This is a genomic window from Fischerella muscicola PCC 7414 (genome assembly GCF_000317205.1).
Classification (GTDB): Bacteria; Cyanobacteriota; Cyanobacteriia; order Cyanobacteriales; family Nostocaceae; genus Fischerella; species Fischerella muscicola.
The window spans coordinates 1-14,455 of record NZ_AJLK01000146.1 but is presented as its reverse complement, the minus strand read 5'-3'; the positions used below and the strand labels follow the sequence as shown (position 1 = coordinate 14,455).

Genomic DNA, 14,455 nt, shown 5'->3' with positions numbered 1-14,455 from the left:
TCAGCGCGCAGAAGGGGGTCTTTCCCATGAGCGACTGACGAACCCGTAGACACGTAGACGCGAAGCGGTGAGGGGGTCGCAGTCTTGGACGCCAGGTGCTTTATGCCGGGAGACCCGTCCACCGCACTGGCTCCGCTTCCCGTCACGATTGCGAACCCCCGTAGACGGGCGAAGCCCGGCTTCTCGTAGAGTACCCGGAGGGCTTCCCGCAGGGTAGTGGCTTAAGGTAAGGGTAGGGTTAGTGGTTGATTGTTGTTGGTTGCGAACTAATGAATCGTTTTTCTTCCTTGTCTTCTTTGTCTGCCTTGTCTTCCTTGTCTTCCTCACCACTTCTCACACTTCCCCAATCCTCAACTGAGGTAGTGCATCCCTGAATAAATATATTGATGTTATGCACCTGATGATTTTTCATTTCTTGAAGTTAAGCCAAATTATCTACTTAAATCGGAGCAAAAGCCTCTGGTGGAATCGGTATCAGTTCAGGAGTTGCTAAGGTAGTTGCTTGTCTGTACCAGATGCCATCAACCTCAAAACTCTCGAATTGGGTTGTGAGGATCGCCCAAGTTTGTTCGTTTAACCCACCCCGGTGAGTCATAGTGAATCTACTCTGCTGACTGAGTCGTCGTTCCAGTTCTGCCAAATCTTCTGGTAGCCAGAACCTATTCATCACTCTTTGAGTAGCAACCTCCGGGGGAGTTTGTAGCATGTCAGACATTAGTTGATTAACAATTATTTGTTTATTGTTATCTTGTCTGATAATACTAATCGGGCGTTCACTTTCAGCAGCGGCAACCATACGTTTCAACAACCCTACTGGTAATTGCAGCTGACTGCAAAAAACTTCGCCTCCCACAGGTAACATGCGCTCAGCGGTTTCGGCGGGTGTAGGGGGTTTCTGAGATGCCATCCACCCATAAAATTCGATAGGTCGCTTGCAGTGTCTCCACCCAATTCGTACCTTACCGTTGATTTTTGCTGCGGTTTCACTTAAAGCATATCCGTAGCTTTGAGCAAGGTGGGTCGCATCTTTCTTGGTTGGGGCAAGGATAGAAACCCCATCATAAGACAATTTATAGTTCCAGCCCGGTTGGTTTAGGACTTTCAGAACGCTCGCACTCATTCACACCACCAAAATCATTGTTTAGGGAACTAAAAGTTTTTTGCCAAATCATTTTTTGTTCTTCCTCAGGGATAGCCAAACTAGACATAATGATGGCGAAGTCCCCTGGTGTAGGTAGAACTTCTCCTTTGGAAAGCGCTTGTAGGTTTTTGACTCCACAGCGCTTCAGTTTTGTCATGTTGGCTCGAACTACATCAGCAATTGTGATCAGGCGATTGGCCTGTTCTAGTTGGGAGGAGTTGGAAGCTGTTTTTTTGCCCAGCCACTCACGGATCATCTCTTCTAATGCGTCGCTTTGAGACACACCCTCACGAGCGCAGATGCTTTTGAATTCCCGCGCCAACTCTACCGGGACGTAACCGCTGACTTGTTTGTAATCCTCACAACGCCTTCTGTCGGTCATTTTGTGAATTGTATAGATATCACATTTGTCTTCTATTCTCTCTCATGATATCTAAATTGATTGACATGATTTTTTGTCATTTTTACATGAATCATTGACATGAAAAAATGACAAGTGTTAGCATGACAGTACTGACAGAATTAATCGGTCAGCTACTGCAACTTAGTAAAATTTAAAATTGACGGTAGATGCCTATAAAAAAGGTAGATACCCTGGTAATTACTTGGCTACCCTGATAACTAGCTTGCGGGTGAAAAACAAGGGGCTTAAAGCCCCTTTGCAAGTTATTATACAATCATCAAGTTTGATTATGTATAATATTTTATAAATTCTCTGATAAGAAATTGAAATTTAGCTACACACAGAGAAATTTAAAGAAATATTAAAGTATTTGGCTGAATTAGGCTAATTGTTTATGGTATTATGCCCTGTTTTTAGGCATTGGGCACTGGGGATGGGAAAATCATCAGTATCTTAATTACCCATTACCAATTACCCTTACGGGTTCGCGCTTACGCTCATGGGGGACTCACCGGTCCCCACTCCCCTTTGGGGTTGGGGGAGGGAACCCCCCTTGGGGCGCGCTGGCTCACCAATTACCAATTACCAATTACCAATTACCAATTACCAATTACCAATTACCAATTACCAATTACCAATTACCAATTACCAATTACCAGCCTAAGCGATAGTATAAGTGTTCCAGCAAACATGATATATCAAAAAATAAAAATTACTTGTAAGTCCCACTTTTGCTCTTGACGAAGAATTTTTACTTGACGAATGAATTCGCGAAAATAAAATCGTCGTTCTGCTTCTGATAAATCCAACCAAAATTGAGGGATGGAAACTGCAACAGCAACAGAACGCAAGTTTACTGGTGGTAAAGTCGCTAACTTTGCTTGCAGTGTAGATATTTCTGTGCGGAGTTTGTATGCTCTTAATTTGGCTGTTTCTGCATCTAGTACTCCAGTTTCGACTAAGGCTGGTAATTGTGTGAGTATTTCTTGCTGACGAGCGATCGCATCCCCTAAGCTATTCTTAACTGCATCTAATTGGGGAGAATTCATTTTGTCCACCGCCACAGGTAAGTCGCGGCAAACAGCTTGAATAGTATGGTCTAATACTTCTTGATAAGGAATAGCCCGACACTTGGGTCGTTTTATACAGCTAATTGGTCGTAAATAAAGATACTCTTTGTCTTGGTTGCGAATAGTAACACGAGCAACACCCATAGGTGATTGACATTCGCCACAGACAACCAACCCTGCTAGAGAACGTGGCGCACTCGCAGTTCGCGATGGTAAACGACTGTTACGGCGTAAAAGCCTGTCAACTTGCGCTGCTTCTTCCTGAGAAAGGATAGGGGGGTGGGTATCGGCAAGAATTTCTCCATTTTGATAAGCAGTATTACCACGATAAACTGGATTAGTCAACCAGCGACGCCCTGTGGTGACAGAAATTTTCTTGCCGTATTTTTTCGCGAGGTAACGCACTGCTCCCCGCAGGGAACCATAAAGCAGAAATTGTTCAAAAAAATCCTTGACTACAGGAGAAGTACTACGGTCAAGAATGTACTTATCTTTACCTCGACGATAACCATAGGGTGCTTTTCCAGGAGGGGGAGCAGCATCTAAACGGTTGCGGGCATGAGCTTGACGGATACGGCGACTGTGTTGCTGTCGTTGAATTTGACGTAGCAATTGCAACAAATCAGCATGAAGATTAGGAGATTTCTCGGCAGAATTGTAACCTTGCTCCATTGCAACCAGCGTTATCCCCATCGCTTCGATTTGGGAAAGGCGATCGCTCACTTGTTCAACATTATCCCCCAATTCGTCTAGACGCCGGACAAGGACATAATCAGGCGGATCGTTTTGACAGTCAATTAGTAACTGTTGTAACTCCGTGCGCTGTCCTAAATCTTGATACACTCTATCTATATCCCATCCCCAAGTCTGAGGATCGGCAGCAGTTTCTAGTAAAGGATCGCTGTAGGTGTAAGCAAGAATTTTCATCAGAATGGGAATTTGTTGGTTGTTGGTGGTTGGTGGTTGGTTGTTGGTTGTTGGTTGTTGGTTGTTGGTTGTTGTACCAGACGTGCCATGGCACGTCTGGTACATTGGTTAGTAGTTAGTAGTTAGTAGTTAGTAGTTAGTAGTTAGTTGTTGGTTGTTTACTACTCCTCACACCCTTCACACTCCCCATTGCCCCCCAACCCCACAAAGTGGGGACCCCTAGCCCCCCATCACCCCATCACCCCATCACCCCACTGCCCCATCACCCCACTGCCTCTAATCCCCACTCCTTTGGGGGAGTGGGGGCCGGTGAGTTCCCCATCACCCCTGACTCAACTCAATCACATTTCCATCCGGATCTTGGGTAAAAACAGCAGGACGACCAGAAGCACTGGGTTGTATTAGACAGTTATAATTTAATAGCTGCTGTTTAGCGGCATCTAAGTCGGAAACTAAAAAAGCAACGTGGGGATTGCGTCCCCATTTTTCATTTTTGGGTTCATCCTTAACGCTGGAAGCTACGATCAGGTGAATTTGATACTCGCCGACTTGATACCAAGCGCCAGGGAATTTCATCGGACGTTCTACTTTGGGTAATCCCAACACAGTGCCATAAAAATGTTCGGAGCGTTCTAAGTCAGTTACGAGAATGGCTGTATGAACACACTGGGTAATTTGCATATGGGGGACAAGGGGGACAAGGGGGACAAGGGAGACAAGGGGGACAAGGGAGACAAGGGGGACAAGGGAGACAAGGGAAATATCACACTCCTCACACTCCCCATCACCCCACCTCCCCACTGCCCCTAATCCCCTCTACGCAGGTACAATGAATTTCTCACTACCTGCGAGTCCAAATGCTGCATGAATAACTTGTAGTGCCTTCACACCTTCTTCTTGGGTGACTACACAACTAATTTTGATTTCTGAAGTAGCTATCATTTGAATGTTTATATTATGCTGTGCTAGGGCTTCAAACATTTTTGCAGCGATGCCTGGTTGTCCTACCATGCCGGCACCAACGATACTGACTTTGGCGATCGCCTGATCTAAGGCTACTTCACCCCAACCATATTCTGCTGCTTTGGCTTGTAACATTTTCTGTGCTGCTTCTGCATCCATCCGCGCTACAGTAAAAGCAATATCGCGCATTGGCACACCATTAACTAGATGACAGCGTTGGGACTGAATAATCATGTCCACACTAATATTGTTGTCTGCCAAAAGTCCAAAAAGTTTTGCCGCCGTTCCCGGACGATCCTGAACTTGGCGAATCGCTAGACGCGCTTGGTTCATATCGAGGGCGACACCGCGTACGGGAGGAGTAGTTGGATGATGGGGTGATGGGGTGATGGGGCGATGGGGCGAATTCTCCCCACCTCCGGTTCTCCCCACCCCCCCATCGTCTAGTACTTTCCCAATTTCTGCAATTTCAAATGCTTGCCGCAGGGCGGCGACGGCGCGATCGCATTCTTGGGCAGCAATTACGCAGCTGACTTTAATTTCACTGGTAGAAATCATTTGGATATTCACACCTGCTGCTGCTAGGGTGGCGAACATTTTGGCGGCGACTCCCGGACGCCCAATCATTCCTGCACCAGCAATACTGACTTTAGCAATATTTTGCTGCACCATCACCTCAGCTTCTTCATTTGGGCTACTCTTGTGACTACGGAGAACAGGAGCAATGGCAGCAGCTACGGCTTCGGCTTTTGGTAAAATTGGTGTAATTACAGTAAAAGCTATGTCATTTGTATTACCTTCGTGAATTGATTGAATAATCAAATCTACATCTACATCCTGACGAGCAATTTCTCCAAACAGCCGTGCTGCAACACCTGGTCTATCTGGAACACGTAATAAGGCTACCTTGGCTTGGTCAGTATCAGATTCGACACTATCTACCGGACGCGCAATTTCTAAATTGATCAGCGGTCGCTCTTTAACTGGAGGTGAAGCCACCCAAGTGCCGGGATCATCAGTCCAGCTAGAACGTACAACTAAAGGCACTCCGTAGTTACGGGCAATTTCCACAGCGCGCGGATGTAATACTTTTGCCCCTAAACTAGCGAGTTCTAGCATCTCATCGCAGGTGATTTCGCTCATCAACTGCGCCTCAGGAACTAGACGAGGATCGGTAGTGAGAATACCTGGCACATCAGTATAAATTTCACAAAAATCTGCATGGAGAGCAGCAGCGATCGCTACAGCAGAAGTATCTGATCCGCCTCGCCCTAAGGTAGTAATTTCTAATGCATCAGTACTGCTAATACCTTGAAAACCAGCAACAACAACTACTTTGCCTTCTTGGAGATGCTTGGTGAGCCGTTCTGTTTGAATATGTAAAATCCGAGCGCGGGTATGTTCAGCTTCGGTTACAATTCCTACTTGAGCGCCAGTCAGAGAAATTGCTGGTTGTCCTAACTCTTGCAGCGCCATACTCACTAGAGCAATAGATACTTGCTCACCCGTAGAAAGCAACATATCCATTTCCCGACGGCAAGGATTTTTAGAGATTTCCGCAGCTAATTTCACGAGTCCATCAGTGGTTTTGCCCATCGCAGAAACCACCACCACTATGGAATTTCCTGCTTTTGCAGTTTTAGAAACGCGTTGTGCAACAGAGACAATGCGTTCAACGGAACCGACAGATGTACCACCGAATTTCTGAACTATGAGCGACATAACTTTTACTAAATGAATTGTGCTTGCTTTATCAACACCCGCACTGCATGAGTAAGTTGGGAAGGCTCTGCAAGTATATTCATTTAACAACTTATCAGAATTAGCTGACACAAAAAATGTGAAATTTAAACTTCTTTGATAATAGTTGGTTGTGGTTGCTGGAGAAACACGCTAGCTTGTGTTCTACGAAGGATTATGGCTCAAATAAATAAAACTGTATTCAAGCACCTGCTTTTGGAGTCTATTGATATACACTAATCGTATCCTTACTCCTTGCCACTGTTGTTAATATACAAGTGTGGATTAAGTGTATTATTTATTGCAAACCTAAATCATTTGTGAAAAACAAGATCCCCGACTTTTTAGAAAAGTCAGGGATCTGGCTAACTTAATCAAAATCAATTTGGTGAACTAGTAGGTTGCCGTTCAGAGCAAATCTATGCGAGTCTACTGGAAGCCAATTATGACTGAGGTGCTATTATAAATTTTGCTGGAGTTAGCTCCTGGCAGTATAGATATGTTGGCGACAGTTGCTGAGTATATACAAGAGATTTCTTGGGTAACAACTAAAGCTGCAATTTAATTAGTTTTAACAAATATCAATGAACGAATGGAATTAAAGTTACCTTATGCATCCTATACTGTTGCATCTCCAACTATTGCTTAAAACTGATTACAAACGTTACATCTTTCGCATATTTCTACTTTGTGGATTAAAGCCATAGGAAAATTTGGTGCTGTCGTCGTAACAAGCCCCTGTTAAATTTGCTCCAAATAGCTTGGTATATTGTAGTTTAGCTCCGCGTAGATTTGCTTCTATCAACTTTGCACCACTGAGGTTAGCTCTGGTTAAATTTGCTTTGGCTAGGTTTGCTCCACCTAAATTAGAACCCCATAGTTTAGCTTTTGCCAGGTTAGCACCACTCAAGTCTGCTGCATACAAATTGATGCCAACTAAATCTGCTCCTATCAATTTAGCTCCAGCTAAATTGACAGCAGTAAAATCTCTTTCTCCGGCGGCGTAACGCCGTATTAATTCATCGGCATCCATAATTGTTTCACCTTCATCAGTAAATCAGAGGCAATTTCCTCCCATTCTTGATCAAGTCCAGCATGAAATTCTGGCTTACTACTACGTCTATACCAGTAACGAGCATTGCTCAAATCACCTTCTTTTCTATGCAAGTACGCATGAACCCAAGCACTATCAAGATCATTGGCATTTTGAACGATTTCATGCGCTCTATCCCAGTTACCTTTATAGTCAAACCACAAAGCTTGCAAGGCTTTTGGCAAGGAATCGGGACATTTTTGCTGTTTTACTATCAATTGCTTGAATTCTTCTAGGGTCATCATTTTTACTCATCCAGTATCAAGCCTCTATTTACCACTCTACCAATGAGTTGTGGCGATCGCATGTTAGATAGTAATTGAAATTTGGATTAGTACTAGTATAAAAAGGTAGGGAACTCTTAACAGCGAAACAATGTGTGTAATTAATTCTGTTTAGCCACTTATAAATATCTACCAAAACCTGCCCCTACTAACTACTAACTAATGTACCAGACGTGCCATGGCACGTCTGGTACAACAACCAACAACCAACAACCAACAACCAACTATGAATGATTGGCTGAGTCAGAACCGTTCTATTTTTCAACTAGCACAAGTTATTAGTTGGGCAGCTAATCACCCAATTATTAGTTTAATCATTCTATTGTTTGTCCTAGCTATAGTTGGCAGTATTATTCAAGCAATTAGCCGTTTGGTTGAAGTAGTTAGTAAATCAATATTACAAGTTCCTTTGAAGTTGATTTTAGCTGTTGTTAAGTTTAGTTTTGTATCGTTTACTCAAATTGGTAGTGTTGCAATCAAAAAGCTCACTAATTCTCAAAAAAATGACCATAATTTACTTGTTTTACCACCAGCAAACTCTCAACTGATGCACGTCCAAAAGCAACAAAGATTAGAAGAGATTTGCCAACGGCTAGCTGAAATTCACAAGGAACAACAGGAACTTTTGCAAGAAGCCAAAGAACTTTTAGCTAAATCGGAGATTACAAGCGAACAGGAGATAATTGGGAAATAATTTCGTCTTCTTTGCCAGTTAAATAATTCGCAAAGCGTTGAGCTAAAGGTGGTACGATTACTAAAGGGTTGCTAAATCCAGAGAATACGTAGATTCCACGATATTCGGGAATAGCACCAATTACGGGAAGGCGATCACTACTAAATGCCACTAAACAATGATGCCACGTTCCTGGTAAATTAGACAATGCTGGCAATATTTCTCCTATACTCCGCCTCAGCCAGCTTTCACTTACTTTTCTATCTATCTCAGCATTTACATCGGTGAGAAGACGGCTAATTTGACCCAAGCGTATACTACGATCTTGAAACTGAATTGCACCCGCATCTAAAATTGGCGCTGCTAGTTCATTTCCGGGTTCATTCCATAGTTCATCAACTTTGCTAGACTCTGCTTCCAATTGAAAGCGTTGCAGATTAGCCGGCATTACTAAGGTACGCAATTGCACTTCTACGGGTGGAGTTTGGATCATCTCTGCATGGGTGAAATACAAACGTATAGGAATACCGGCTGCTTTTAGTAATTGTCGAGAGAATCCACCAGCACAGACGACAACGTTAGCGCTGTGATAAGTTTTTGTAGTTGTTTTGATAGTTGGCGAAGAATTGTTTGAGGTGAAATTCTGTACTTGGGTAATTTCCATTTCACCCCCAAGGCGCAGAAATGCTTGAATGTAAGCTTGTGCTGTTTTTTCTGGGTTAAGATGACCGTGTTTGACAGTTAAAGCGCCTGCGATCGCTTCTTTGTTTAATAATGGTTCCATCTCCCATGCTTCATCAACACTAAGTAATTTGGGAGGAATCGCAAAATGACTATAGGACGCCGCAGCTACTTCTGGATCGCTATCGCTAGCGATGGTTAATAATAAATCCAACTCGCGAAATTCAATATCAGTTTCTAACTCTTGCGCCAGAAGGCGATAACGCGCTATTCCCTCATCATACAACTGACGCGTGAGGGGAGTTGTACCAGACCAAAAAGCTAAGCCACCATAACTATAATTAGTGGCATTGCGTAAGCTTGCATCTTGTTCTAACAAAAGTACTGAAAAGCCTGTTCTTACTAGTTCATAGGCAAGTGCAGCACCCGTAAAACCCGCACCAATCACAATCCAATCGTAGGTTTTCATCGTTTTGTTACAACTAAAGATGACTTAATCCAAGGATAAGCTGACTTTAGTCGACTTAAGCTATTAGCCCCAAATTTATTTGAGGGCGAGATGTTAAGTGCGCCCTTGAGATTATAGGGAAAAACGAACACAGATGTACACAGATGCACACCGATGATGCACACCGATAAAGTTGTAATTTATCCAAACGAGAAGCGCTATATATTTTTTATTTAATAATATTTACTGGCTTATTTCCCCTACGTTTTGCTTTTAGAGCAATGGCAGCTAACATAAAAAATAAAGCTGAACCCAAATAGGTTGAAGGCTCAGGTGCTGCTACTTTTACTTGACTTCTTCTTACTGCTACTAAAGTCAGATTTGTTTTATTCTCAAAAGAGCGTTTGTAAGAGCCATTAATAACAGCTCTAGCTAGTTCTTCATTTCCCACAAAATCAGATTCTTGAAATTCATTCAAAAAGCTAATACTTTGGCTGTTTTGATATGCTAGAAAATCATCATTTCCAGCAGTGTTGACATTGCCAATGAGTGAAAAGTAATCTAAAGGATTTATGCTAATGCTTTGATTGCCAGAGACCACAGCAGCGATCAAATCTGAGATATTTACTGGGTCAATATCACTCGTATCAAATAACAAGAATGAAATATCTCCAATTGCTCTGGCATTTTCTGCTAGGGGATCGTCTATTGATGTTCCCAAATTTAAAGAGGCTGTGAAATCAAAAGAAAACAATTCTCCTGCATCAATGTCAAAATTACCAACAATTTTTCCCAGAGTATCTGCTGTTCCTAAATAACTTGTACCCTGACCATTAGCGAGACTCAAACCTACTTTAGTATATGCTTGTGGCGGAGTAAATGTGAAATCTGTTTGTGTTTGTTGATTGAGAGTTAATACTGTTGCATCTTCACTGAAAGTTGAAGCATTGGTGTTAGCCTGATTTTGTCTATCAATGATTCCAAAACTTTCACTAAAGTTGGTAAAATTTAATTCTTCTTGAGCAAAAGCTAGAGTAGCAGCTTGGCTGGATGGGGTTGCTAAGACAGAACTAGCTACCACCGGAGTAATTACCAGTAAACATTGCTTAGCAAATCCCAGATGTCGCTTCATATCTTCCTCTTTATTAGTCGTGGAATCTTAGTTAATTTTCCTGAATTTTCGAGTAATAACAAATACTACTATGTGTGATACTTTAATTTCGTAAATTTTCAAAATTATTTTGCGGCTTTTACTTTTTAAGTAAAAATTAATGCTTATTTATCTATACTCTCATTTAGTCAAAGATATTTATTAACCCGACAGCTAAGCGATTATACGTAATTTAATGTAAATTTTCAACCAAAAAACCAATATTATTGTAAATTTTAGGTAATTAGTGCTGAAAGTGCGAATTTAAGCTCTAGGAAGTGGGTAAACGCTCTTAGGATGGCTTCTCTAGAGATAAAGGGATGAAAATTCTTTGTGTCTTGGAGTCTCAGTGGTTCAAGATTTTCACCACAAAGGCACTAAGTATTTTCCCAGGATTTAGGCAAAATTTATGTACGATCGCAATTTGAGAAATTAAGCCAATAGTTAGATCCATCCAGCTTTCGGCAACCTATAATCTACAAAAGTTGAAACCGAGAGATGAAACTGTGGATGCACTATTAGAGCGATCGCACCAACTCAAGCAAGCGTTAATTGACTTTATTTTGGATGCAGATGATGAACTAGCACAAGCGCTGGAGACTTATGCAGCAGCGCAGTTGCGTCGTGGTTCTGGTGATACTATCCAACAAGAGTTAACAATAGACAGCTTTGCTATGGAAGGCAAAGTTGGGGATAACTCACCAATAGATATGTTTATCCAAACTCATCCTGAATTATCGGAAAGCGATCGCCAATTACTCAATAGTTGGCATCGTAGTTTTATGGGTTTATTTGCGATCGTTAAAGTATTAGATGATGGCTTTGAGTTGATGAACTGGCTGACAGCCAAAAACTACATTGTTAAATTCAACAATGCTAAAACACAACAGGAAATGTCGCGGTTAAAAGAAGGAGAAATTCTCCTGACTCGCATTTCTCCTGTAACAGAATCCTACTTGACATTTTCTGGCCCCTATACACAAATGGGGAAACTGGGTAAACCAAAATTAGCGGTGGCTATTGGTAATTTTAAAGAAAACTACAAAAACCATCTTTATAGTGATGCACCCGATTTATTAGAAGAAGCTTGGCAGTCGGTAGTCAGATATCATGAACAGTTTGTTGAGTTTTTTGGTAGTGATGAAGTAACCATGCCAGGATACCAACTCAACAAAAAAATAGCTGAACTCCAGGAAATAAATACAGAAAAAAGCTTAGCAGCAGCAGGAATTGATTCCTCAAAATCCCTCGCCGAAATTGCTCAAGAAGCAGGAGTTGACGAAGAGGAAATCGAAAACGCAGCAGCAGATTTGGGTGCTGACTCTAAGGTAGTATCGCAATTATTGAATAGCAAAACTACCACAGCCAAAATGGTAGCATCAAAAGTAGAGTTGCCTGCTGAACTCAAAAAAGCAGAAGCAGTAACAGCCCTTTCTCATCCCCGTTGGGGACAGATGTTTTTACCAACCTACACTAAAATCAAAACTATTTTAGTAGCAGAAGATTGGCAAAGTATTGAAGGAGCCGAAAAGCTAATTCGCCACTATTTAGAAAGTAAAAATATCAATGCTTTCATTTGGTATCGCCTAGCAGCAGAGTATCCAAATTCATTAGAAAAAATATTGCAAACAGTCCTACAACGTCCAGACTTTAACTTGAAAAATGACTTAGATGAACTTTTGCAAGAACATGATAAATCTCTAGAACCAGAATTACCAGAAATAGCTAGCGTACCTGTACATCTACATAATTTATTCCAAGAGGCTTTAGGAGAAGTCCATAAATCTAAACCTAAAAACAAGGGACAAAAGAAAGCAGCAAAAGGCTTTCAAACACTGTAAGGTTTGAAAAGTCAAACACAGATGCACACCGATGCACACAGATAAATTATCGGTGTGTATCTGTGTTCATAGGTGTTCGATTTCTAAAATAATTATCTTCACCGCTTTAAATTCTATTCAGATATTAATAACAAAACGCCAAACAAGTGTACTATAAAAAACTAAGAACTTACTGTTAGGTCGCATCCAGAGGTCAGGCGCCATGCCTAAACGCCTTCTAGTAGTTGAATCCCCCGGTAAAGTCAAAAAGCTTAGTCAAATCCTGGGAACAGAGTGGATTGTGCGTGCTAGTTGCGGTCATATCCGCGAACTCAGCAATGAAGGCGAGGATTCCTTGGGCTTTACTATGGATGGTAACAGTGTCGAGTGTCGCTACATCCCCCGCGATCAGCAGGCAAAAGAAACGATTCAATCGCTAAAAGCTGCTGCCAAACAAGCTAAAGAAGTTATCTTAGCTACAGATCCTGATAGAGAAGGAGAAACCATTGCTTGGCACCTGAAAGAAGCTTTGGGATTAAAGGAACCAAAACGGGTTGTCTATACAGAGATTACAGAGTCTGCGGTGCGCGCTGCGATCGCTCATCCCAGAAAACTTGATTCTAACTTGATCGGAGCAGGGTTGTGTCGAGATTGCTTAGATAAGTTGGTAGGTTACAAGGGGAGTCCTTTAGTTTGGGCGTTGAATAATGGAGCAAAAAGTGTTGGCAGAGTCCAGAGTGCTACTTTACACTTGATTTGCCAGCGTGAACGGGAAATTGTCTCTTTTGTTCCCCAAGATTATTGGAGTGTTTGGGTAGATTACGCTGAAGGGTTCCGCGCTTTCTACAAAGGAACTGTCAATGCTCCCAAGGAAGAAACAAAGCAGGAAACTGAGGTGCATGATGATACCGCTGTAAATAATACAGAAGTAACCGAGTCTACCCGTGTGCTTTCGGAAGCCGAAGCCACACGCTTAGTTGAACAAGCAAAACGCCATCCTCATCAAGTTGCCCAATATGAGGGAAAGATCGTCAACCGCCAACCACCTCCAGCCTTTATTACTTCTACTCTTCAGCAGGCTGCTGGTTCTAGGTTGCGATTTCCCCCTGAGAAGACAATGCTTGTAGCCCAAAAGTTATATGAAGCGGGTCTAATTACTTACATGCGGACGGATTCAGTCATGCTGAGTCCAGAGTTCTGCAAGAGTGCGCGTCAATGGTTGGAGCAAAATGATCCGGAGAATGTACCACAGCAAACTGCTAGACACCGCAGTAGTAAAATAGCTCAGGAAGCCCACGAAGCGATTCGCCCCACCGATGTTTTTCGTCCTTCTGCTCAATTGCGAGTAGAACTTGATACCGATGAGTTTAACTTGTATGTGCTGATTTGGAAACGAGCGATCGCCTCCCAATGTCGTCCGGCGATTCTCCGTAAAACCCTCGTTGTGACTCAGTCGGGTGAACTTTTATGGCAAGCTAGAGGACAAGTAGTAGAGTTTCTCGGTTATGCTCGTTACTGGTCAAACCTCAGCAAAGATACAATTCTGCCTAACTTGCAACAGGGACAGATGTTGACTTTGGAGAATGCAGGACACGAGAAGAAACAGACCCAACCACCACCACGTTACAGCGAACCAAAATTAGTCCAACTGATGGAGCGCAAAGGCATTGGTCGTCCCAGTACCTATTCTCCCACGATCGCAACCTTAAAGAAACGAGGTTACGTCCAACTCACCAAGGAAAACTTACAGCCGACATCTTTGGGTTTGGAAGTTGATGCGTTTTTGCAAAAAGCATTACCAGATTTATTAGAAACAGAATTTACTGCCAAAATGGAAGATGCACTGGATGCGATCGCTTCTGGAAAACAACCCTGGCAGCATTATCTGACAAATTGGAACCAAAATTACTTTGCACCAGCCTTAGCAAAAGCCAAAACTGTACCTGTTAATTCTTCAGCAAATGGTGCGAAAGCATCTGGTGTAACTACACGCAAATTTGAAACTTCCAGAACTCGTTGTCCTGAGTGCAAAAACAATCTAGCCAAAATTCCTAGTAATAAA

At 42.4% G+C, this 14,455-nt stretch carries 13 protein-coding genes; 3 read left to right on the top strand and 10 right to left on the bottom strand.

The features are described from left to right. Positions 1–238: 238 nt before the first annotated feature. The 8 genes from UYI_RS37110 to UYI_RS0122635 form a co-directional block, all read right to left on the bottom strand. Complete coding sequence (locus UYI_RS37110; protein WP_016868966.1) at positions 239–412, bottom strand: hypothetical protein; 174 nt, start codon at positions 410–412, stop codon at positions 239–241. Between the two features lie 27 nt (positions 413–439). Continuing rightward, positions 440–1,120, bottom strand: a complete 681-nt coding sequence (locus UYI_RS0122680) for a hypothetical protein (RefSeq protein ID WP_026086120.1) — start codon at positions 1,118–1,120, stop codon at positions 440–442. Continuing rightward, positions 1,071–1,523: a ribbon-helix-helix domain-containing protein gene (locus UYI_RS0122675; RefSeq protein ID WP_016868964.1), complete on the bottom strand. Its 453-nt coding sequence runs from the start codon at positions 1,521–1,523 to the stop codon at positions 1,071–1,073. The genes UYI_RS0122680 and UYI_RS0122675 overlap by 50 nt, the downstream gene beginning before the upstream one ends. Before the next feature lie 719 nt (positions 1,524–2,242). Next, positions 2,243–3,541 carry a recombinase family protein gene (locus UYI_RS0122665; protein ID WP_026086118.1) on the bottom strand — a complete coding sequence of 433 codons (1,299 nt, stop codon included), beginning with the start codon at positions 3,539–3,541 and terminating at the stop codon, positions 2,243–2,245. A gap of 321 nt (positions 3,542–3,862) precedes the next feature. Continuing rightward, positions 3,863–4,222, bottom strand: a complete 360-nt coding sequence (locus UYI_RS0122660; protein WP_016868961.1) for a VOC family protein — start codon at positions 4,220–4,222, stop codon at positions 3,863–3,865. A gap of 135 nt (positions 4,223–4,357) precedes the next feature. Then, positions 4,358–6,226 (bottom strand): aspartate kinase, encoded by a 1,869-nt coding sequence (locus UYI_RS0122645; RefSeq protein ID WP_016868959.1) that lies wholly within the window; start codon positions 6,224–6,226, stop codon positions 4,358–4,360. 682 nt (positions 6,227–6,908) lie between these two features. Then, on the bottom strand, positions 6,909–7,277 hold the full coding sequence (locus tag UYI_RS0122640) for a pentapeptide repeat-containing protein (RefSeq protein ID WP_016868958.1): 369 nt from the start codon (positions 7,275–7,277) through the stop codon (positions 6,909–6,911). Next, positions 7,259–7,579, bottom strand: coding sequence for a hypothetical protein (locus UYI_RS0122635; protein ID WP_016868957.1), 321 nt, complete (start codon positions 7,577–7,579; stop codon positions 7,259–7,261). The genes UYI_RS0122640 and UYI_RS0122635 overlap by 19 nt, the downstream gene beginning before the upstream one ends. A gap of 220 nt (positions 7,580–7,799) precedes the next feature. On the opposite strand from UYI_RS0122635, the gene UYI_RS0122630 reads away from it, so the two are divergent. Continuing rightward, positions 7,800–8,315 carry a hypothetical protein gene (locus UYI_RS0122630; protein ID WP_016868956.1) on the top strand — a complete coding sequence of 172 codons (516 nt, stop codon included), beginning with the start codon at positions 7,800–7,802 and terminating at the stop codon, positions 8,313–8,315. On the opposite strand, the gene UYI_RS0122625 is transcribed toward UYI_RS0122630, so the two are convergent. After that, positions 8,284–9,444, bottom strand: a complete 1,161-nt coding sequence (locus UYI_RS0122625) for an NAD(P)/FAD-dependent oxidoreductase (protein WP_016868955.1) — start codon at positions 9,442–9,444, stop codon at positions 8,284–8,286. The two genes, UYI_RS0122630 and UYI_RS0122625, sit on opposite strands and share 32 nt — an antisense overlap. Before the next feature lie 208 nt (positions 9,445–9,652). Then, positions 9,653–10,555 carry a hypothetical protein gene (locus UYI_RS0122620; RefSeq protein ID WP_016868954.1) on the bottom strand — a complete coding sequence of 301 codons (903 nt, stop codon included), beginning with the start codon at positions 10,553–10,555 and terminating at the stop codon, positions 9,653–9,655. A 524-nt stretch (positions 10,556–11,079) separates the two neighbouring features. Between UYI_RS0122620 and UYI_RS0122615 the strand changes: the two genes are divergently transcribed. Beyond that, the gene (locus UYI_RS0122615) at positions 11,080–12,414 is read left to right on the top strand and encodes a hypothetical protein (RefSeq protein ID WP_016868953.1); all 1,335 of its coding nucleotides are present in this window, start codon (positions 11,080–11,082) and stop codon (positions 12,412–12,414) included. A gap of 202 nt (positions 12,415–12,616) precedes the next feature. Next, the coding region (gene topA / locus UYI_RS0122610; RefSeq protein ID WP_016868952.1) for a type I DNA topoisomerase at positions 12,617–14,455 on the top strand (1,839 nt) is incomplete at its 3' end.